This is a genomic window from Solirubrobacter pauli (assembly GCF_003633755.1).
Taxonomy (GTDB): Bacteria; Actinomycetota; Thermoleophilia; order Solirubrobacterales; family Solirubrobacteraceae; genus Solirubrobacter; species Solirubrobacter pauli.
Genome location: NZ_RBIL01000002.1, coordinates 1,882,489 through 1,900,399 on the forward strand (window position 1 = coordinate 1,882,489; position 17,911 = coordinate 1,900,399).

Annotated in this window: 21 protein-coding genes; 7 read left to right on the top strand and 14 right to left on the bottom strand. The window is 70.7% G+C overall.

Annotated features, from left to right (window positions below; all coding sequences use genetic code 11):
* The first annotated feature begins 4 nt into the window (after positions 1–4).
* Together C8N24_RS28465 and C8N24_RS28470 are read left to right on the top strand one after the other, a co-directional pair.
* Positions 5–271: a hypothetical protein gene (locus C8N24_RS28465; RefSeq protein WP_147448025.1), complete on the top strand. Its 267-nt coding sequence runs from the start codon at positions 5–7 to the stop codon at positions 269–271.
* Positions 272–280: 9 nt separating this feature from the next.
* The gene (locus tag C8N24_RS28470; RefSeq protein WP_121256545.1) at positions 281–610 is read left to right on the top strand and encodes a hypothetical protein; all 330 of its coding nucleotides are present in this window, start codon (positions 281–283) and stop codon (positions 608–610) included.
* On the opposite strand, the gene C8N24_RS34400 is transcribed toward C8N24_RS28470, so the two are convergent.
* The 10 genes from C8N24_RS34400 to C8N24_RS28520 all read right to left on the bottom strand — a co-directional run bounded on the left by C8N24_RS34400 (position 607) and on the right by C8N24_RS28520 (position 9,029).
* Entirely contained in the window at positions 607–846 is a 240-nt protein-coding gene (locus C8N24_RS34400) for a hypothetical protein (RefSeq protein ID WP_170179488.1), read from the bottom strand. The two genes, C8N24_RS28470 and C8N24_RS34400, sit on opposite strands and share 4 nt — an antisense overlap.
* Positions 847–1,256: 410 nt before the next feature.
* Positions 1,257–3,434 carry a hypothetical protein gene (locus tag C8N24_RS28480; RefSeq protein ID WP_121256549.1) on the bottom strand — a complete coding sequence of 726 codons (2,178 nt, stop codon included), beginning with the start codon at positions 3,432–3,434 and terminating at the stop codon, positions 1,257–1,259.
* A gap of 146 nt (positions 3,435–3,580) precedes the next feature.
* The gene (locus C8N24_RS28485; RefSeq protein ID WP_245972001.1) at positions 3,581–4,936 is read right to left on the bottom strand and encodes an isochorismate synthase; all 1,356 of its coding nucleotides are present in this window, start codon (positions 4,934–4,936) and stop codon (positions 3,581–3,583) included.
* 133 nt (positions 4,937–5,069) lie between these two features.
* Positions 5,070–5,627, bottom strand: a complete 558-nt coding sequence (ilvN, locus tag C8N24_RS28490) for an acetolactate synthase small subunit (protein ID WP_121256553.1) — start codon at positions 5,625–5,627, stop codon at positions 5,070–5,072.
* A gap of 3 nt (positions 5,628–5,630) precedes the next feature.
* Positions 5,631–7,307, bottom strand: coding sequence for a biosynthetic-type acetolactate synthase large subunit (ilvB, locus tag C8N24_RS28495; protein ID WP_121258089.1), 1,677 nt, complete (start codon positions 7,305–7,307; stop codon positions 5,631–5,633).
* A 57-nt stretch (positions 7,308–7,364) separates the two neighbouring features.
* Positions 7,365–7,649 (bottom strand): hypothetical protein, encoded by a 285-nt coding sequence (locus C8N24_RS28500; RefSeq protein ID WP_121256555.1) that lies wholly within the window; start codon positions 7,647–7,649, stop codon positions 7,365–7,367.
* A complete protein-coding gene (locus tag C8N24_RS28505; RefSeq protein WP_147448026.1) occupies positions 7,646–7,834 on the bottom strand; it encodes a hypothetical protein in 189 nt (62 codons plus the stop codon). The genes C8N24_RS28500 and C8N24_RS28505 overlap by 4 nt, the downstream gene beginning before the upstream one ends.
* Positions 7,835–7,868: 34 nt before the next feature.
* On the bottom strand, positions 7,869–8,051 hold the full coding sequence (locus tag C8N24_RS28510) for a hypothetical protein (protein ID WP_147448027.1): 183 nt from the start codon (positions 8,049–8,051) through the stop codon (positions 7,869–7,871).
* Positions 8,052–8,119: 68 nt separating this feature from the next.
* Complete coding sequence (locus C8N24_RS28515) at positions 8,120–8,746, bottom strand: hypothetical protein (protein ID WP_147448028.1); 627 nt, start codon at positions 8,744–8,746, stop codon at positions 8,120–8,122.
* A 64-nt stretch (positions 8,747–8,810) separates the two neighbouring features.
* Positions 8,811–9,029, bottom strand: coding sequence for a hypothetical protein (locus C8N24_RS28520; RefSeq protein ID WP_147448029.1), 219 nt, complete (start codon positions 9,027–9,029; stop codon positions 8,811–8,813).
* A 58-nt stretch (positions 9,030–9,087) separates the two neighbouring features.
* Between C8N24_RS28520 and C8N24_RS28525 the strand changes: the two genes are divergently transcribed.
* On the top strand, positions 9,088–11,622 hold the full coding sequence (locus C8N24_RS28525) for a putative bifunctional diguanylate cyclase/phosphodiesterase (protein WP_121256565.1): 2,535 nt from the start codon (positions 9,088–9,090) through the stop codon (positions 11,620–11,622).
* Here C8N24_RS28525 and C8N24_RS28530 read toward each other — a convergent pair whose 3' ends face one another.
* A complete protein-coding gene (locus C8N24_RS28530) occupies positions 11,623–11,865 on the bottom strand; it encodes a hypothetical protein (protein WP_121256567.1) in 243 nt (80 codons plus the stop codon).
* Between the two features lie 165 nt (positions 11,866–12,030).
* Here C8N24_RS28530 and rpsD point away from each other — a divergent pair, with 165 nt between their 5' ends.
* Positions 12,031–12,654, top strand: a complete 624-nt coding sequence (rpsD, locus tag C8N24_RS28535) for a 30S ribosomal protein S4 (protein WP_121256569.1) — start codon at positions 12,031–12,033, stop codon at positions 12,652–12,654.
* A gap of 60 nt (positions 12,655–12,714) precedes the next feature.
* On the opposite strand, the gene C8N24_RS28540 is transcribed toward rpsD, so the two are convergent.
* Both C8N24_RS28540 and C8N24_RS28545 read right to left on the bottom strand, forming a co-directional pair.
* Positions 12,715–13,443, bottom strand: a complete 729-nt coding sequence (locus tag C8N24_RS28540; RefSeq protein ID WP_121256571.1) for an ABC transporter permease — start codon at positions 13,441–13,443, stop codon at positions 12,715–12,717.
* Positions 13,440–14,321 carry an ABC transporter ATP-binding protein gene (locus C8N24_RS28545; RefSeq protein ID WP_121256573.1) on the bottom strand — a complete coding sequence of 294 codons (882 nt, stop codon included), beginning with the start codon at positions 14,319–14,321 and terminating at the stop codon, positions 13,440–13,442. Before C8N24_RS28545 ends, C8N24_RS28540 begins: the two co-directional genes overlap by 4 nt.
* Positions 14,322–14,431: 110 nt before the next feature.
* Between C8N24_RS28545 and C8N24_RS28550 the strand changes: the two genes are divergently transcribed.
* Complete coding sequence (locus C8N24_RS28550) at positions 14,432–15,592, top strand: sensor histidine kinase (RefSeq protein WP_245972002.1); 1,161 nt, start codon at positions 14,432–14,434, stop codon at positions 15,590–15,592.
* Positions 15,583–16,227 carry a response regulator transcription factor gene (locus tag C8N24_RS28555; RefSeq protein WP_121256577.1) on the top strand — a complete coding sequence of 215 codons (645 nt, stop codon included), beginning with the start codon at positions 15,583–15,585 and terminating at the stop codon, positions 16,225–16,227. Before C8N24_RS28550 ends, C8N24_RS28555 begins: the two co-directional genes overlap by 10 nt.
* A gap of 27 nt (positions 16,228–16,254) precedes the next feature.
* Here C8N24_RS28555 and C8N24_RS28560 read toward each other — a convergent pair whose 3' ends face one another.
* Positions 16,255–17,322, bottom strand: coding sequence for a WD40/YVTN/BNR-like repeat-containing protein (locus C8N24_RS28560; RefSeq protein ID WP_121256579.1), 1,068 nt, complete (start codon positions 17,320–17,322; stop codon positions 16,255–16,257).
* Between the two features lie 85 nt (positions 17,323–17,407).
* Here C8N24_RS28560 and C8N24_RS28565 point away from each other — a divergent pair, with 85 nt between their 5' ends.
* On the top strand, positions 17,408–17,884 hold the full coding sequence (locus C8N24_RS28565; RefSeq protein ID WP_121258091.1) for a DUF4188 domain-containing protein: 477 nt from the start codon (positions 17,408–17,410) through the stop codon (positions 17,882–17,884).
* Positions 17,885–17,911 lie beyond the last annotated feature (27 nt).

Sequence of the window (17,911 nt, forward strand, 5' to 3'; positions counted from 1 at the left end):
CGCCGTGTCGTCCGACATCCACCAGGTCTCCCTGCTCTCGGTCGAGCCGACCGCGCCGTCCACCCGCCGCACCACCGCCAAGGGCATCGCGGCCGGGGACATCGTCGAGGTCGACAAGCGCGGCCGCCGCTTCCACGCCCTCGTCCTGGAGATGCAGCAACTCGAGTCCAACCGCTTCGAGCTCTCGGTCCGGCCCCTCGACTCGCGCATCTCCTACCGGACGGCCACCGTCCGCGAAGTGGTCGAAGTCTGGCGCCGCGCGGGCCGGTAGCCTCCCCGCGTGCCCGCTGACGACGACCACCAGCTCGGCTACCAGGCCCTCCCCCGCGGCGTCCCCGTCCTCACCTCCGACGGCGTCCGACTCGGCACCGTCCACCGCGTCCAGGACAACGCCCGCGAGCACATCTTCGACGGCATCGTCGTCAAGACCGACAAGGGCCGCGTCTTCGTCGACGCCCCCGAGGTCGCCCGCATCACCCTCCGCCAGGTCACCCTCTCCATCGACGCCACCGAGGCGCAACACCTCCCCGAGCACCGCGGCACGCTCGGGGCGATCGAGACGAACTTGAAGCGCTCGGGGCGCCGCTGGCGCCGCCGCCTCGGCGGCTAGGGGCAGACCACGATCAGGTGGAACCCGTAGATCTGCGGCGTGCCGTCGGCGTGGAACGTGCGCACACGAACCTTGCCGTTATCGGTCCGCTCGACGGTGATGCGACCGCCGGCGGGGTCAGAGTTGCCCGCCCCAGGCACCTTGGCGAGGGTCGCGATGGGGATGCAGTGGCCCACCGGCTGAGCGAAGCTGACGATGCTCTCGCCCGTGGACGAGTTCAGGACGATCGGGAACAAAGCCGTTCCTGCAACGCGCTCTCCGGCGTCATTGACGACCGCCCAATCGGTAGCGACTGATTCTCCAGGCGCTCCCGGAGACCCTCGGTCGCCCTTCGGTCCCTGCGCCCCTGTCGGCCCCTGTACGCCAGCAGCGCCCGCTGGTCCCGTCGCCCCGCGCAGTGAAGCAACCGCTGAGGGGGAGAGATCCCGAGTACCCAGCGACCTGTCGCGAACGTTGGCCGACGCGACAGCGTCCCGTTGCAACTCCGCCTTACCCACCGACCGGCTACGAAGCTCGCGTGCGCCCACGCTGTCTCGCGGCAAGGAGAACGCCGCGTATCCGGTCCCTCCCAGAGCCACGAACACGGCGATGGTCGCCATCACATTCGCATACGTGAGCACCGGACGCAGCCGGCGAAGCAGATTGCTCATGGATTCACGACCACATGGGTTGTCACCGACTGGCTGGGCGCGTAAGGGTAGCCCGACTCCTCCGGAACGAGAACACGGAAGCTGTAGCGCGTCCGAGCGGTGGTGCCTGTGAAGCGGTAGCGGAACTGCCATCGCCCATCGCCCTTGCGAGCGCGTGGCGTCCCGAAGGTCCTCCAGCCGCGGTTCGTCAGGGCCTGCAGAGTGAGCACCTTGCCTGCGTCTGGGATCGGCCCAGATCGGAGGCGCCCGGTGAACAGCACGCTGTCCCCATTCCGGAGCGACCGACGATCCGGCTTGATCGTGACCGCGGCTCGCACCCGCAGGTCGACGTCATCGACTCCCGGCTGGTTCGCGGGTGTCCCCGGATAGGCGAACCGCAGCTTGCGCGCCGGCCCTGGCGTGGCCCGGAACTGGAACGCACCCTTGTTCGTCGTTCGCACCGTTGCGAGGTACCGCCACTCATCACCGGGCAGATCGACGCGCTCGAGCACTTGGACAGGAGCGCCGGCACGCGGCGCGCCCGATGAATCGCTCAGGGTGCCCTCGAGCGGCACGGCCGTACCGTAGTCGGCAAGCGGCCGATCCAGCAATACCGTCCGATACTGCGGTCGTCCCTTCTTGGCTTTCGTCTTGACACGGCTGAGCAGACCCACCGTCAGCTCGCTCGCCGCGCGTGCCGGCAGCTGGAGGACCATCGGCGTTCCGCCGCTGCGCGAGGTCACCGACCGCTCGTTGTGCGCAGCGTCGATCAACCGTGCCCGCACGTCATACCTCCCTCCCGCGAGCTGAGCGTCGTCCGCGATGGCCGAGTAGAGGGAGCCGCCGTGAGTCTCAACCGGAAGCGACCGCCACGTGCCCTCGCCCGTACGCCGGATCTCGATCTCGGCGCTGGTGAGTCCCGACATCGCGTCTCCGGCGCGGAGCAAGAGCCGCGACGGGTCTTGAGGATCGGACGGCAGGAACTCTCCCGTCGGTGGAGCCGGGTCGTAACGGAGAGGCTCGAGAACCGCAGGGTTCGCATGGTCCCAGTTGCCGGCGCTATCCCGGAGGGACATGCGCAGTGTCCAGGCCCCTGGCCCTGGAACCTTGACGCGGTCGGAATTGGTGCTGCTATCCACGCTCTTCGTGGTCTTCACGCAGCCTGCGGTCTCGTACGCTGGATTGCCGGCCGGACAGAGCTCATACTCCGCCGCAACGACCTGCGCCCGACCGTCGTCGGGCGGGTTCGCCCAAGAGATCTTGAACTCGTCCGCGCCGCGCCAGCCGTCGCCATCATCGAGCGTGAGCCTCCTTGGAGCGGGAGGCGCCGTGTGATCGACGAGCAGTTGCTGCGTAACCGTCGTCGTCCTATCAGCGACGTCTGTCGCCGAGACGTCGAGGGTGTATACGCCGTCATCGAGTTCGTCTACATCGACAACGGTGCTGACGGTCCGATTGGCAGTGGAGCACGGGGCCAGCTCGGTGTTGGCGGTGAGGTCGAAACACACGTTGCGGCTCGCGCCGATCTCACGTTGACGTTCGCGCAACACGACCCTGAGCAGCCTGAGCCCGACGTTGTCCGTCGCAGCGAACTCGAGCGCCACCGACTTGCCCCCGTACCATGCCGACGGCGCAGAACGGACCGACGTGATCGTCGGCGGAGCCTCGTCGGAGACGGTGAGCTGGAGATCCTCCAATGCGAACGCCTGACCGGCCGGTTTGCAGGCCGACGATTCGCAACGCATCCCGATGGCGAGCCGCGTGGTACGGCCCAGCGGGGTCGAGATCGCCCGGTAGACGTAGGGCGTCCGGTCGATGTCCGCGAATCTCGTGCCGGTCGTCGCGTCCCAGATCGCTGCCCGGAAAGTGCCACCGCTGTCCGTCGAGAGGGACCGTCCGCTCAAGTGGGTGAACGCGGCGTTCGGCGGCGCCTGCAGCTGCCACGACACCGACGAGCCCTGAAGCCCGTCACCTGCCGGGGGCATCGTCACCGTCAGGCGCGACGCCCCGTCCGGGATCGTGCAGAACCGATTGGCGCTGGCGGCCGCCACCGACGCTTGCACGAGCTGCCACGGCAGTGGTGTGGTCCGGCATGCGTTGACCACATACGTACCCGCATGTCCGTCGGTCGCCGCAGATCCGACGCCGCCGACCGCGACCATTGCCGAGATGAAGATCCGCCTGATCCTGCTCACCAATCCTCCCTTGTGCTTCTCAAGACTCGCGCCCCGCACTCAGGGTCGCCAGACCGCAGCGAACGCGCACTGTCGTTCGTGTAGGCCGAGCAGGGAAAAGCTCGCCCCCACATTCCGGGGCGCTGTCAGCGCGCTGACTGGTGAGGTCAGCCTGCGAGGATCGGGAGGAGCGCGCCGAGCTTGATCTCGGTCTCGTTGAGCTCGGACGCGGGGTCCGAGTCGCGCACCACGCCGACGCCGGCGTAGAGCCGGGCTTCGGTGTCGCGGAGGAGGGCGCAGCGGAGGGCCACGCAGAACTCGCCGTCGTCGTTGGCGTCGGTCCAGCCGATCGCGCCCGCGTACCAGCCGCGGTCCAGGCCTTCGAAGGCGGGGATCAAGGGGGCGGCCATGGCGTGGGGTTCGCCGCCGACCGCGGGGGTCGGGTGCAGGAGGGAGGCGAGCTCGATCGCGCCGACCGGGTGGGCGAGCTGGGCGCGGATGGGCGTCGCGAGGTGCTGGATGTTCGCGACCTTGATGACCTCGGGCTCGTCCGGGGCGGCGACCCAGACGGCGTGGGGGCGCAGGGCGCGGGCGATGCGGCGGACGACGATCGCCTGCTCCTCGCGGTCCTTGTTGGAGCGCAGGAGCTGCTCGCCGAGGTGGTCGTCGACGGCGGGATCGGCGGAGCGGCGGGTCGAGCCGGCCAGCGCGACCGTCTGCGCCCGCGCGCCCTCGCGGCGGACCAGCAGCTCCGGAGACGCGGCGACGAAGGCGGCGTCGCCGCGGCCGGCGCAGAAGACGTAACAGGACTCGAAGCCCGAACGGAGCACGCCGAACACGGCGGCGGCGTCGTGGGCGGTCGGCGCGTTCACCGTCACCTCGCGCGCGAGCACGATCTTCTCGAAGGCGCCGGCGCGGATGCGTTCGACCGCACGGGCGACGGCGGCTTCGTAGTGCTCGGGCGGCGCGACGGAGTCGATCCGGAAGTGGCCGACGGGCGCCGGGTCCAGCAACGGCAGCGGCGCCAGCGACAACCCCGCCGCACGCGCGGCCAGCCGGGCAGCGACGTCTTCGGCGGTGTCGTCGGGACCGACCAGCGCGGCCAGCGTCAGCCGCACGTCCTCCCCACGCCGCGCGAATGACACCTCGGGCACGACCAGGTCGGCCGCTTCGAAGCCCGCCCAGTGCGGGGCCTTGCCCCCGTCGGGCGCGAACGCGAAGCCGCCGACCGCGACCAGACCCGCGCCCGGAGGGCCGTCCGGCAGGTCGCTCACCGCGGTCGCCGCGAGCGCGCGCCAGGCGGCCGCGACCTGCTTGAAGCGTGCCGGGCCGGACGCCGTCAGCCGTGCGACCGTGCCCAACGCGGCGAGCGCGGCGCCCGCGCGGTCCGGCTGCTCGAAGCAGAACCAGTGGTCGTCCACGCCACGCGACGCGAACACGACCGCGGACGGGTCCACGTCGGCGCTCACGCGCTCGGTGTGGCCGAGCAGCACGGGCGCGCCGGACTTGCGCGCAGCGCGCACGGCGCGCTCGGCGCGTTTGAGTAGCGAGGGCGAATCAACAGCGAGCCCGCCCCCTGGCGTGAGATGGCCGACCGTCAAGGCCATACAGGGTATGAAGGCGGGCGGCGCCACTGGGCGCCGCCCGTCACACAGCTCAGGTCTCGCCGCGCCCGCGGGAGATGGCGATCTCGCCGGTGCGGGCCATCTCGATCAGCCCGAAGGGCCGGACCATCCGCTCGAACGCCTCGATCTTGTCGAAGGACCCGGTGACCTCGATGATCACGGACCGCTTGGAGACGTCGATGATCTTCCCGCGGAAGATCTCGACCATCTGCATGACCTCCGCCCGGCTCGAGCCGTCCGCGGACACCTTGAACAGCGCGAGCTCGCGGGCGACCGTCTCGGTCGGCTCGAGGTCGCGGATCTTGATGACGTTGACCAGCTTGTGAAGCTGCTTGGTGACCTGGTCGATCGGGTGCATCGCGCCGTCGAGCGTCAGCGTGATGCGCGACAGCGTCGGGTCGTCGGTGGGGCCGACCGCGAGCGTGTCGATGTTGAAGCCACGCCGGGCGAACAGGCCGGCGATGCGCGTGAGCACGCCCGGCTTGTTCTCGACGAGGATCGAGAGGATGTGCTTGCGGCCCGTCCGCAGGCCGACCGACGCCTCCAGCTCCTCGAGCGAGAGGACTTCCTTGGTTCCTGGCTCACCCATGGCTCAGCCCACCATCTCCCGGGCGGCGGCGCCCGGCGCGATCATCGGGTACACGTTCGCCTCGCGCGTGACCTTGACGTCCACGACCACGGGGCCGGGGGTCGCCAGCGCGGCCTTCAGGTCCTCGACCAGTGTGCCCTTCTCGGTCAGCTGGACGCCGGTGGCGCCGTACGCCTCGGCGAGCTTGACCCAGTCCGGGAACGAGCCCATGTCGACGTTCGAGTAGCGGCGATCCCAGAACAGCTCCTGCCACTGGCGGACCATGCCCAGGTAGCCGTTGTTCATGATCACGCACTTGACCGGCACGTCGAACTGGCGGGCGGTCGCCAGCTCCTGGATGTTCATCTGGAACGAGCCGTCGCCCGTGAGCAGCACGGACGGGACGTCCGGGACGGCGATGGCGGCGCCGATCGCCGCCGGCAGGCCGAAGCCCATCGTGCCGAGACCGCCGGAGTTGATCCAGCGGCGCGGCTGGTTGAAGTGGAAGTACTGCGCCGCCCACATCTGGTGCTGGCCGACGTCCGAGCTCAGGATGCAGTCGCCGCCGGTCGCCTGGTAGAGCGACTCGACGAGGTACTGCGGCTTGATCTCGCTGTCCGCGCTGTCCTCGTACTTGAGCGGGTGCTGGGCGCGCCAGTGGTCGATCCGCTCCCACCAGCCCGCGAGCCGCGCGGCGTCGGGCTCGAGCGCCCGGTACTCGCCGACGAGCCGGGCGAGGATGCGCTTCGCGTCACCGACGATCGGGATGTGCGCCGGCACGTTCTTGGAGATCTCGGCCGGGTCGATGTCGATGTGGATGAACTTCGCGCGCGGGGCGAACTCGCTCAGCTTGCCCGTGATGCGGTCGTCGAAGCGCGCGCCGATCGCGACGATCAGGTCGGCCTCGTCCATCGCGTAGTTGGCCGTGCGCGTGCCGTGCATGCCGAGCATGCCCAGCCACTGCTGGTCGGGCGCCGGGAAGACGCCCAGGCCCATCAGCGTGCACGTGACCGGGAAGTTGCCCGAGCGCGCCAGCTCGACCAGCTCCTCCGCCGCGCCGGCGGAGATCGCGCCGCCGCCGGCGTAGAGCACGGGCCGGCGCGCGTTGGCGAGCGCCTTCGCGGCGAGCCGGATCTGCTTGGAGTTGCCGTCCAGCGTCGGCTGGTAGCCCGGCAGGTGCACGTCCTCGACCGGCTGGTAGTCGATCTCGGCGCGCGAGAGGTCCTGCGGGATGTCGATCAGCACGGGACCGGGGCGGCCGGTGCGGGCGATGTGGAACGCCTCGTGCACGACCCGCGGGATCTCGGCCGGGTGCTGAATGACGAACGAGTGCTTGACGATCGGCATCGTGATGCCGAACGTGTCCGCCTCCTGGAAGCCGTCCGTGCCGAGCAGCTCGGTGCGCACCTGGCCGGTGAAGGCCACGAGCGGGACGGAGTCCATCATCGCGTCGGTGAGCGGCGTGACGATGTTGGTGGCGCCCGGGCCGGAGGTCGCGAAGACGACGCCGACCTTGCCGGAGGCCTTCGCGTAGCCCTCGGCCGCGTGACCACCACCGGCCTCGTGGCGGACGAGGACGTGGCGGATGCCGGCGTCCACGAACGCGTCGTAGGTCGGCAGGTTCGCCCCGCCGGGGTAGCCGAATACGACGTCGACGCCTTCGGCCTTGAGGCATTCCATGATGGCGTCGACAGCACGCATCATCGGCTGGTCAGCTCCTTCCAGGGGGACTCGCGAGGGGCACGGCGACAGCCGAGTTTACCGCTGCGCAGCGGCCGATTCAGGCTCGACCGCGAAGTCCGGGAAGTCGAGATCCGTCCCGCACCGCATGCACATCTGGTCGTGGAGCTTCACGAGCTTCCCGCAGGTGGGGCATTGACGGCGCACTTCGTCGCGGTCGGAGCGGTACAGGAGCGCGATCGCGAGGCCGATGACCGGCACCACGACGCCGATCGCGAACCAGATGAAGAACGACGAGCCGCGCACGCGCCCGATCAGGCCTGTGGCCAGGCCGAACCAGGCGCAGAGCAGCAGGTAGATCACAGTCGGCGCAAGATTTTACCCGCGAAGATGACCGCGAGCACGATCATTCCGAGCGTGATGAAGAGCTTGATGATCCCCGCGATGGCACCGATCACGGCCGTCACCAGGAAGATCGCGACGAAAGCCACGACCGCGATGCCGATCAGCTTCAGGGCGACTGAACTCAGCGACGACTGATTGCTCATGTGGCGCACTGTAACGCGCCACATTGAAGAGCGGCTAATCGTGTATGCGCTTCAGGTGCGCGAAGCGCTCGGCCCGCTGAACCTCGCGGTCCTCGAGGCGCAACCGCGCCAGGCGGTAGCGGCGCACCGCGGCGTCACCGCGGCCGGACGTGGGCACCAGGGCCAGCCGGCGCACAGGCAGCGCGGTGGCGGAAGCAGTCGCGGTCGGGCTGATCATGGACTGAATGGTGCCGGGACGAACACCCTGCACACATGGCCCGGGTGATGAAGTTTCGACCAGCCCGACTATCCACAGTGTCCAGCCGCCGCGTCCAGCGCGGGACGCTGCCGCTGCGGGAGACGCCTCCGCACGCGCCAGCGCGCGCCCGCGAACGCGTGGTTGGCCACCGTGGCGAAGCCCTCCTCGTCCTCGCGCAGGGCGAGCAGCAGGTGGGCGATGCGGTCCGACGACGGCAGCGATGGCTCCGGGACGCGCACGCACCAGCAGTGCACGCGGCGGCCCCGGACGAGCAGCGCGCCCGCCTCGCCCACGAGCCAGACGCCGAGCGCGCCGCGCTCCAGCACGAGGCCGGTGCGGGCGTGCAGCTCGCGGGCGTCGTGGCCCACGAGATCGCCGAGCAGGCCGAGCGCGGTCCGCTCGGGGTCCTCCCCCATCCGCGCCCGCGGCTTGACGACCTTCGCCCCGCGGTTGGCGTAGAGCTCCGGGATCACCCACGCGTGCGCGAGCAGGATGACCGCCACGACGGCCGCGACCGGGTGCAGGGTGACGAGCAGCGCGGCGACGGCGACCAGCGGCACGACCTGGGCGACCATGGTCAGCGTCCACGACCGCGCGTAGGTGGAAAGGCGCGCCGGCGTCATCGGCGCGCGCCAGGAAACTGACGCCCGCTCGGGGAGGGCGGCCGCGCTCACGCGACAGCACCGCCCCGGGGGCCCTGATCCACGCGGCTCGCGCCGCGGCGCCTCCCAGGCAGGGTCAGCCGCCCGCGATCGGCTTGCGGAGGATCACCAGGTCGGCCTCGAGCGGCAGCTCGCGGACCTGCTCCGCGTGCCCCTCGCCCTGCGTGACGACCGCGTAATACCCCTGCTCGAGCGCGCTGCGGAGCGCAACTTCGGCGTCGGCGGCGTCCTCCGCCGACGTCCATTCCGCCAGCGTCGTGTGCCCCGTCTGGTCCATGCGTACGAGCCGTGCCATGAACCAAGCGTACGCCCAACATGGTCAAGAAGCCTCTTGTTTAGCCGATGTATGGATCGTGGACGAGTCGACGACCCTGGTCCGGCGCCTCTCGCTGTCGCCGCGGGAGCTGCTGGTGTGGGCGTACGTGCTCGCGCTGAGCGTCGCGGCCGCCTTCGCGTGGCTCCTCGTCTCGCACGACGCCGTGCCGCACGGCGAGCCGCACCTGTCCTGGTGGGCGGTCGCGCTCGGGTTCGCGGCGGCCGAGCTGTGCGTCGTCCACGTCCGCTTCCGCCGCAGCGCGCACTCGTTCAGCCTCGCCGACCTGCCGTTCGTCTTCGGCCTCGTCTTCGCGACCGGCGACGACTTCATCCTCGGCGCGATCATCGGCCACGCCATCGTCCTGGGCCTGGTCCGCCGGCTGGAGGTCGTCAAGCTCCTCTTCAACCTCGCGCAGCTCGCGCTCGCCGCGACGCTCGCCGCCGGGGTCCTGAACCTCATCGCCGGCGACGGGGACGCGATGGCGCCCGCCACGTGGATCGGCCTCTACGCCGCGACGCTCGCCTCCGGCGGCCTGACGATCGTCCTGCTCGGCCTCGCGATGGCGTTCGCCGAAGGCCGTCCGAGCTCCTCGATGCTCGCGCAGATGTTCGCCACCGACGCGCTGGTGACGCTCATCAACGCGTCGATCGCGATCGCCGCGGCGCTCGTCGTCGCCACCGACCCGCGCGCGGTGCCGGTCCTGCTGATCCCCGCGCTGACCGTCTTCGCCGTCTACCGCGCGTACATCTCCGAGCGCCAGCGCCACGAGCGCCTGGAGTTCCTCTACGACGCGAACCGCACCCTCAGCCGCTCCCCCGAGGTCGCCGAGGCGCTCGAGGCGCTGCTGGCCCGCTCGCTCGAGGCCTTCAACGCCGACGTCGCCGAGGTGATGCTCCACACCGCCGACGGCGATCCGCTGCGCACCACGCACGGTCCCGGAGACCTGCGCACGAGCATGGAGCCCGCCGACCGCGCGATCGCCGAGGAGCTCGCCGGCTTCGTCGACGCCGACCACCCCGTCGTCAGCCTCACGCCGCCGTTCGGCTCCCCCCACCTGCGCGCGCACATGCAGGCACGCGGGATCCGCCACGCGATGATCGCCATGCTTCCGGGCGAGGAGCGCGTGATCGGCACGATCCTGCTCGCCAACCGGGTCGGGCTCGAGCGCTCGTTCGGCACCGACGACCTGCGCCTGCTGGAGGCGCTCGCCAACAACGCGGCCGTCGCGCTCCAGTACGACCGGCTCGAGCAGGCCGTCAACAAGCTGCAGTCGCTCCAGGACCAGCTCCACCACCAGGCCTACCACGACCCGCTCACCGACCTGCCGAACCGCACGCTGTTCATGGAGCGCGTGCGGACCGAGCTCGCCGACGACGGCGCCGCCGCGGTGCTGTTCGTCGACGTCGACGACTTCAAGACGATCAACGACTCGCTCGGCCACCACGTCGGCGACGCGCTGCTCGTCTCGGTCGCCGAGCGGATGCGCGGCTGCGTCCGGCCCGAGGACACGATCGCCCGCCTCGGCGGCGACGAGTTCGCGGTGATGATCCCCGGCGTCGGCGACCCGCTCGTCGACGGCCGCGCGGTCGCCCGCCGGATCCTCAAGGCGTTCGAGCTGCCGGTCGAGGCCGGCACGGAGCTCGTCAGCGTGCACCTGTCCGTCGGCCTCGCGAGCAGCCTGCAGAGCGGCGGGGACGGCGACGAGCTGATCCGCAACGCCGACGTCGCCATGTACCAGGCCAAGGCCAAGGGGAAGGCGCGCTTCGAGCTGTTCGAACCGCAGATGGCCGCCGCCATCCTGCGCCGTCACGACCTCAAGGAGGAGCTGGCGAAGGCGATCGAGCGCGAGCAGATGATCGTCCAGTACCAGCCGATCGTCGCGCTGGACTCCGGGCGGATCGTCGCCGCGGAGGCGCTCGTGCGCTGGGAGCACCCGTCACGCGGGCTCGTGCCGCCCGGCGACTTCGTGCCGCTGGCCGAGGAGACCGGCCTGATCGTGCCGCTCGGCCGCTTCGTCCTGCGCGAGGCCTGCCAGCAGGCCCGGCGCTGGCAGGACGCCGAGACCGACTCGACCGTCGAGCCGCTGCGCATGCACGTGAACCTGTCGGTCGCCGAGCTGCGCGATCCCGACCTGGTCAAGAACGTCCTCAAGAGCGTCGAGGACGCCGGCATCGACCCCCAGCAGCTCGTGATCGAGATCACCGAGTCCCAGCTGCTGGCCGCCGCCTCGGTCGAACGCTTCCACGAGCTGCGCGCTCTGGGCGTGAAGATCGCGCTCGACGACTTCGGCACGGGCTACAGCTCGCTCAGCTACCTGCACTCGCTGCCGCTGGACACGCTGAAGATCGCCAAGCCGTTCATCGACGGCCTGACGTGCGGCCGTCGCGAGTCCAGCTTCGTCGGCATGATCGTCGACCTCGCCAAGACGCTCGAGCTCGAGGTGATCTCCGAGGGCATCGAGACCGCGGCGCAGCTGGCCGCGCTGCGCGAGATGAACGCGGGCCTGGGCCAGGGGTTCTTCCTGGGCCGCCCGAGCGCGGCCGCACCGCGCCTGGCGCGGACGACGTACTAGCTAGAGACGCTTGTACGCGAGGCGCGTGATCGCCCAGGTGACGATCAGGCCGGCGACGCAGGCGACGGCGGAGCCGACGTGCGACGTCGTGCTGTAGCTGAACGCGTAGAGCGCCAGCGCGGGGCCGGCGATGAAGAAACCGAGCAGGAACGTCAGGGCGGCAAGCCCGGTGATCACGGCGTGGCGGCGCTCGTCGGTGGCTTCCACCTGGCGCTTGGACTCGAATGCGATGACCTGACCCATGAGGCCATCTTCCTTGAGCGCCGCCCCCACCTGAATAGGACGAGTGTCCAATCGGGCTAGACTGGGGTCTTCACCCCATGCCCGGGAGGTCTGGCGGCGCTCTGCGCTGCTGCTAGGGTGACTTCGTCTATTTACGAGCCAGCGTGCAGGAGTCTGTAGGAGAACATGGGGCGTCATACCGGACCAGTTGAAAAGCTCTCGCGCCGCGAGGGCGTGGAGCTCTTCCTGAAGGGTGAACGCGCCCTCAACGGCAAGTCCGCTCTCGAGCGTCGTGGCGACAATCCGCCCGGCCAGCATGGGGCGAATCGCCGCCGCAAGCAGTCGATCTACTACACGCAGCTGCGTGCGAAGCAGACCGCGAAGCGCTACTACGGCGTGCGCGAGAAGCAGTTCCGCATCTACGTGAACAAGGCCAACCGCGCCTCCGGCGTCACCGGCGAGGAGCTGCTGCGCCTCCTGGAGCGCCGTCTGGACAACGTCGTGTACCGGCTCGGCTTCGCCGGCACGCGCGCGCAGGCCCGCCAGTTCGTCAACCACGGCCACGTCCTGGTGAACGGCAAGAAGGTCGACATCTGCTCGTACCTGGTCACGCCGGGCGAGACCGTCAAGGTCAAGGACAAGGTCCGCGAGACCGCCTCGCAGGCCACCGAGCTGACGGGTTCCGTCGCCGGCTGGCTGCAGACGGACTTCGACGCCCTCGAGGGCAAGGTCCTGCGCCTTCCGGAGCGCAACGACATCAACGCGCCGGTCAACGAGCAGCTGATCGTCGAGCTCTACTCGCGCCTCTAAGCCTTAACGCGAAAGGGCCCGCACGGATTCGTCCGTGCGGGCCCTTTTGCGTTTAACGGCCTAGCCGGCGCGGATCTCGCCGCGGGTGATGCGGTAGAGGCCGACGGCCAGCGGCGCGACCAGCCACACGCACATCGAGACCCAGAACTGGGCCCACTCGGTGGCGTTGGCCACGCCCTCGGTCAGCGGCGTGGTGGTGCGCGTCGTGTCCACCCAGTCGGCGACGCTGTCCATGAACGGGATCGCGCCGGCGATGCCGAACGCCAGCGGCAGCGCGAAGTACATGACGACGGCGACGGCCGAGTTCAAGAACGCGGCGCCGAACGCGATGCCGGAGAGCATCGCGGTCAGCAGCACGATGCAGATCTGCAGGAAGACCGTCGGGCCCATCGTCCACGCGCCGTCGACCGCGACGATGGCGACCACGGCGAGCACGAACGCGATCGCGAGCACCACCGCGCCGAGCACGAGGCCGGCGGCGATCTTCGCGCTCATCACGCGCATCCGCTGCGGCACGAGCGTGAACGTGATCAGCGCGGTCCGCTGCGACCACTCTGAAGAGACGAGCAGGATGCCGATGATCGGCAGCAGGATGCTCGCCGGGAGCATCGCGAGGCCGAACATGTCCCGCAGGATCATGTCGTCGGTCTCGCCGAAGATGCAGAACAGGATCACGACCGCGAACGTCAGCAGCGCGGCGGCGAGCTGCAGCCAGAAGCCGGCCCGCGTGTCGACCATCTTGCGCAGCTCGACCAGGGTGAGCTTGGGGAACGAGATCGCGGGGTTCATGCGGGGGTCTCCGTGAGCTGGAAGAAGAGGGTCTCGAGGCCGGCGCCCTCGGACGGGGCCAGGTGGGTGAGCACGACGCCGCCGTTGAGCGCGGCGCGCCCGACGGCCTCGGCGTCCGCGTCGACGACGTAGGACTCGTCGTCGAGGCGTTGCGCGGCCAGGCCGGCGCTGTGCAGCGCGTTCTCGAGCTCGCGCGGGTCGGTGGCCTTGACCAGGACGCCGGTGCCGGCGAGCAGCTCGTCGCGCGTGCCGTCGGCGACGATCTTGCCCTGGCCGATGATCAGCAGCCGGTCGGCCACCGCCTCGACCTCGCTGAGCAGGTGGCTGGAGAGGAACACGGTGCCGCCGCGGTCGGCGAAGTCGCGCAGCAGGCCGCGCATCCAGCGGATGCCCTCGGGGTCCAGGCCGTTGGCGGGCTCGTCGAGGATGAGCACCTGCGGGTCGCCCAGCAGCGCGTTCGCCAGCCCGAGCCGCTGGCGCATGCCGAGCGAGTACTGGCGCACGCGCTTCTTCGCCGCGGACGTGTCCAGCCCGACGAGCGTCAGCAGCTCGTCCACCCGCGCGTCCGGCACGCCCATCAGCCGGGCGCTGATGATCAGCGCCTCGCGGCCGGAGCGGCCCGGATGCTGCGCCGCCGCGTCCAGCAGGACGCCGACGTGCCGGCCGGGGTTGGCGATCGTGTGGTAATCGCGGTCGAGCACCGCGCACGTGCCGGCGTCAGGCGTGGAGAGCCCGACGAGCATCCGCATGGTCGTGGTCTTGCCGGCGCCGTTCGGTCCGAGGAAGCCGGTCACGGTGCCGGGCTCACAGCGGAACGAGACGTCGCTGACCACCGCGCGCCCTCCGAGGCGCTTCGTCAGTCCTGTCGCTTCGATCATGCCTCAGAGCTTCGACCGCGAGCGCCCGCGGGGGATCGGTCCGTCGGCTCTTTCGGGATCGACTTCAGTAGGGGGTGTGGCCCCGTGCCCGGGCGTACGCTTGTGCGTCCGTGAGTCGGCAGATGCTCCCCAGCGCCCTCCTGCAGGAGTCCGGCGGCAAGCGCACCGCGCGCGACTGGCTGGTCGACGTCCTGATGTTCCTGCTGGCCGTGCTGGTCGGCGTGCTCGTCTACGCCGAGTCGGCGGAGTCGCACTCGGAGATCGAGAACCTGATCGACGTGGTGCTGGGCGTCAACTCCGTGGTCGCGCTCTGGTGGCGCCGTCGCTGGCCGGCGGGCACCGGCCTGCTGATCACCGCCGCCAGCGCGTTCTCGGCGTTCTCGGCCGGGGCGGCGCTGATCGCGCTGTTCAACATCGCGCTCCGCGGCACGCGGCGGCAGATCATCGCGGTCACGGCGATCGGCGTCACCGGCGGGATCGTCTACACGCTGATGTACCCGACCGACGACGACGTGCCGATGCTCGTCGAGCTGCTGATCGCCGTGCTGATCACGCTCGTCGTCGTCCCGTGGGGCCTGTTCACCCGCACCCAGCGCGACCTGCTGCGCACCTCCCGCGAGCGCGCGGAGAAGGCGGAGGCCGAGCAGCGCGCGCACGTCGAGGCGGCGCGCGAGGCCGAGCGCCGCCGGATCGCGAGCGAGATGCACGACGTGCTGGCGCACCGGCTCTCGCTGCTGTCGGTCCACGCCGGCGCGCTCGAGTTCCGGCCGGACGCGTCGCGGGAGGAGATCGAGCAGGCCGCGGGCGTGATCCGCGCGACCGCGACCGAGGCGCTGCGCGACCTGCGCGACGTCATCGGCGTGCTGCGCACCGGCGACGACAGCACCGCCCCGCCCCAGCCGACGCTCGACGCGATCCCGGGGCTCGTGGAGGAGTCGCGCGCGGCGGGCATGCACGTGCGCTCCCGGATCGACGCCAGCGGCGGCGAGGTGATGGTCGGCCGCACCGCCTACCGCGTCGTCCAGGAAGGGTTGACCAACGCCCGCAAGCACGCGCCGGCCGCCGCCGTCGAGGTGACCGTCGGCCCGGCCGACGAGCGGCTGGTGGTCGAGGTCGTCTCGCGCAAGTCCGCGCTGGCCCCACCCGCGCAGCCGGGCGGCAGCGGGCTGATCGGCCTCACCGAGCGCGTCGCGCTCGCCGGCGGCACGCTCGAGTGCGGGCCCAACCGGCGCGGGGACTTCGTACTGCGGGCGGTGCTGCCGTGGACGTGATCCGCGTGCTGCTGGTCGACGACGACGCGCTGGTCCGCTCGGGGCTGCGGATGATGCTCGCGGGCGCGCCGCAGGTCGACGTGGTCGGAGAGGCCGACGACGGGCGCGGCGTGCTCGCCGCCGTCGACCGGCACCATCCCGACGTCGTCCTGATGGACATCCGGATGCCGCAGCTCGACGGGATCGAGGCCACGCGCCTGCTGCGCGCCCAGCCGTCCCCGCCCGAGGTGATCGTGCTCACGACCTTCGACGCCGACGAGCTGGTGCTGCGCGCCCTGCGCGCCGGCGCGGCCGGGTTCCTGCTCAAGGACACCCCGCCGGCGGAGATCGTGCGCGCGATCGAGCACGTCCACGCCGGTGAGGGCACGCTCTCCCCCACGGTCACGCGGCGGCTGATCGCGCTCGTGGCCGACGACGGCGGCCGCCGCGAGACCGCCCGCGCGAAGCTGTGCGCGCTCAGCGCCCGCGAGCGCGAGGTCGCCGACCTCGTCGGCCAGGGCTGCTCGAACGCCGACATCGCGGCGAAGCTCCACATGAGCGTCGCGACCGTGAAGGCGCACGTATCCCGCCTGCTCGTGAAGCTGGGGGCCGAGAACCGCGTGCAGGTCGCGCTTCTCGTGCAGGACGCTTCCTGACCGGCCGTTCACGGTCTACGACAGCGCTCACCGGAGCCGGTGCCAGTGCGCTCCTGCGTCGGGGCTCTTCCAGAGTCCGTTGCCGGCCAGCGCCAGGTATCGGTCCTTCCCGTCGACGCTCAGCGCTGAGACGCCGCCGTCCAGCGGGCGCGGCAGGTGACGGAGCATGCGCCAGCGACGCCCTCCGTCGGAGGTCGCGGTGAACCCGTAGCCGAAGCTCATGAACGCACGGCGGTCCGTGACGGCGCTGAACGCGAAGAAGTGCCCAGGCCCGCCGAGCCGGCCGACCGCGGGCGCACCGACTCCGGGTAGGGGCGCCCGGGACCGCATCACGAAGGTCCGTCCGCCGTCGACGCTGGTGTGCACCTCGAGCGCCTCGGCGCCGGCGCCGCCTGAGCCGACGCACACGAGCCACAGCGTTCCGGACGCGAGCCACTGCACGTCCGACGAGCGCTTGTGGCCGACGGCGTCCCCGGAGCAGGGTTGCCGGCGCTCGGTCCAGCTCCGACCGCCGTCACGGGTGACCAGCACGAACGCCTTGCCGGCGGCTGAGGACCGGCTCGGACGCAGACCGGCGATGACGCCGTCGGCAGCGTCGGCGAAGGAGATGTCCACCGCCGGCCCTTCGAAGCCGCCGACGCGCAGCCGGCGCGTGTGCCAGGTGCGGCCACCGTCCTCGCTGCGCGTGAGCCAGGTCCGCCGGCCCCGGGCGCGCAGCGCCCACGCGCTGGTCGACGTCGCGGTGATGTGGAAGACGTCCCGCACCGCGGTCGGCTTCCACGTCCGCCCGCCATCCGCCGTGCGCCACAGCCGGCCGTTGCTCGCCTCGGCGTACCCGAGTCCGTTGGAGAGGACGGTCGCCGTCGCGTCCGATCGGCCGCCGACCTTCAGACGCTGGAAGGTCCGGCCGCCGTCGCGCGTGATCCGCTGGTCACGTCCCCCTCGTGGCCCGACGTCGAAGGCCACCGTGCCCAGCCCGTCGACGACGCTGACGTCGGCGAAGAACGGATCCGCACCTGCCTGCGAACCGCCGAGCGACGCCGCCACCGCGACGGTCGCGAGTACGAGTCGAGCGAGCCGACGGAGACCGGTCATCCCGCTATTGAAGCGCTGCGCCCTGGCTCATCGACGCGCGCTGGGTTACGATCGGTGGTCTCCGACACCGAGGAGGGCGATGAGCATGAGCGACGTCGCTGGCAGGCGCATGACGGCCGAGATCGAGGGCGACTTCGTCGTCTTCCTGATCGGCGCCCGGTTCAACAACAAGTTGCAACTGGGGCGCACGCTGCTCGACCTGGGTGGACGACGCGGGATGAGGCACATGCTGGACTACCTCGTGGCCCATCCCGAAAAGGGGCTCCTCGCCTACGAGATGGGTCTACCCACGATCGTCCAGTACTGGCGTTCCTTCGAGCAGCTGGAGGCCTTCGCCAAGAACCAGGACGATCCGCACCTTGCCGTGTGGCGGCAGTACTGGCGACGAGTCGGCAGTACGTCACGCACGGGTATCTGGCATGAGACGTTCCTGGTCAGAGAAGGCCAGTACGAAGCGGTCTACGGCAACATGCCGCCGCACGGGCTGGGCAAGGCCGGACGGCTCGTGCCCGTGTCGGAATCCTCCAGCGCTCGCAGCCGGCTCAAAGCGCTCAACGTTTGAGCCGTCGACGGGGCACCCCCGATCGAA

Excerpts from the sequence above, each read along its gene's own strand:
- ilvB (WP_121258089.1), bottom strand. The coding sequence starts at position 7,307 with ATGCGTGCTGTCGACGCCATCATGGAATGCCTCAAGGCCGAAGGCGTC.
- C8N24_RS28560 (WP_121256579.1), bottom strand. The coding sequence starts at position 17,322 with ATGACCGGTCTCCGTCGGCTCGCTCGACTCGTACTCGCGACCGTCGCG.
- C8N24_RS28565 (WP_121258091.1), top strand. The coding sequence starts at position 17,408 with ATGAGCGACGTCGCTGGCAGGCGCATGACGGCCGAGATCGAGGGCGAC.
- C8N24_RS28540 (WP_121256571.1), bottom strand. The coding sequence starts at position 13,443 with ATGAACCCCGCGATCTCGTTCCCCAAGCTCACCCTGGTCGAGCTGCGC.
- C8N24_RS28505 (WP_147448026.1), bottom strand. The coding sequence starts at position 7,834 with ATGAGCAATCAGTCGTCGCTGAGTTCAGTCGCCCTGAAGCTGATCGGC.
- C8N24_RS28545 (WP_121256573.1), bottom strand. The coding sequence starts at position 14,321 with ATGATCGAAGCGACAGGACTGACGAAGCGCCTCGGAGGGCGCGCGGTG.
- C8N24_RS28510 (WP_147448027.1), bottom strand. The coding sequence starts at position 8,051 with ATGATCAGCCCGACCGCGACTGCTTCCGCCACCGCGCTGCCTGTGCGC.
- ilvN (WP_121256553.1), bottom strand. The coding sequence starts at position 5,627 with ATGGGTGAGCCAGGAACCAAGGAAGTCCTCTCGCTCGAGGAGCTGGAG.
- C8N24_RS28530 (WP_121256567.1), bottom strand. The coding sequence starts at position 11,865 with ATGGGTCAGGTCATCGCATTCGAGTCCAAGCGCCAGGTGGAAGCCACC.
- rpsD (WP_121256569.1), top strand. The coding sequence starts at position 12,031 with ATGGGGCGTCATACCGGACCAGTTGAAAAGCTCTCGCGCCGCGAGGGC.
- C8N24_RS28520 (WP_147448029.1), bottom strand. The coding sequence starts at position 9,029 with ATGGCACGGCTCGTACGCATGGACCAGACGGGGCACACGACGCTGGCG.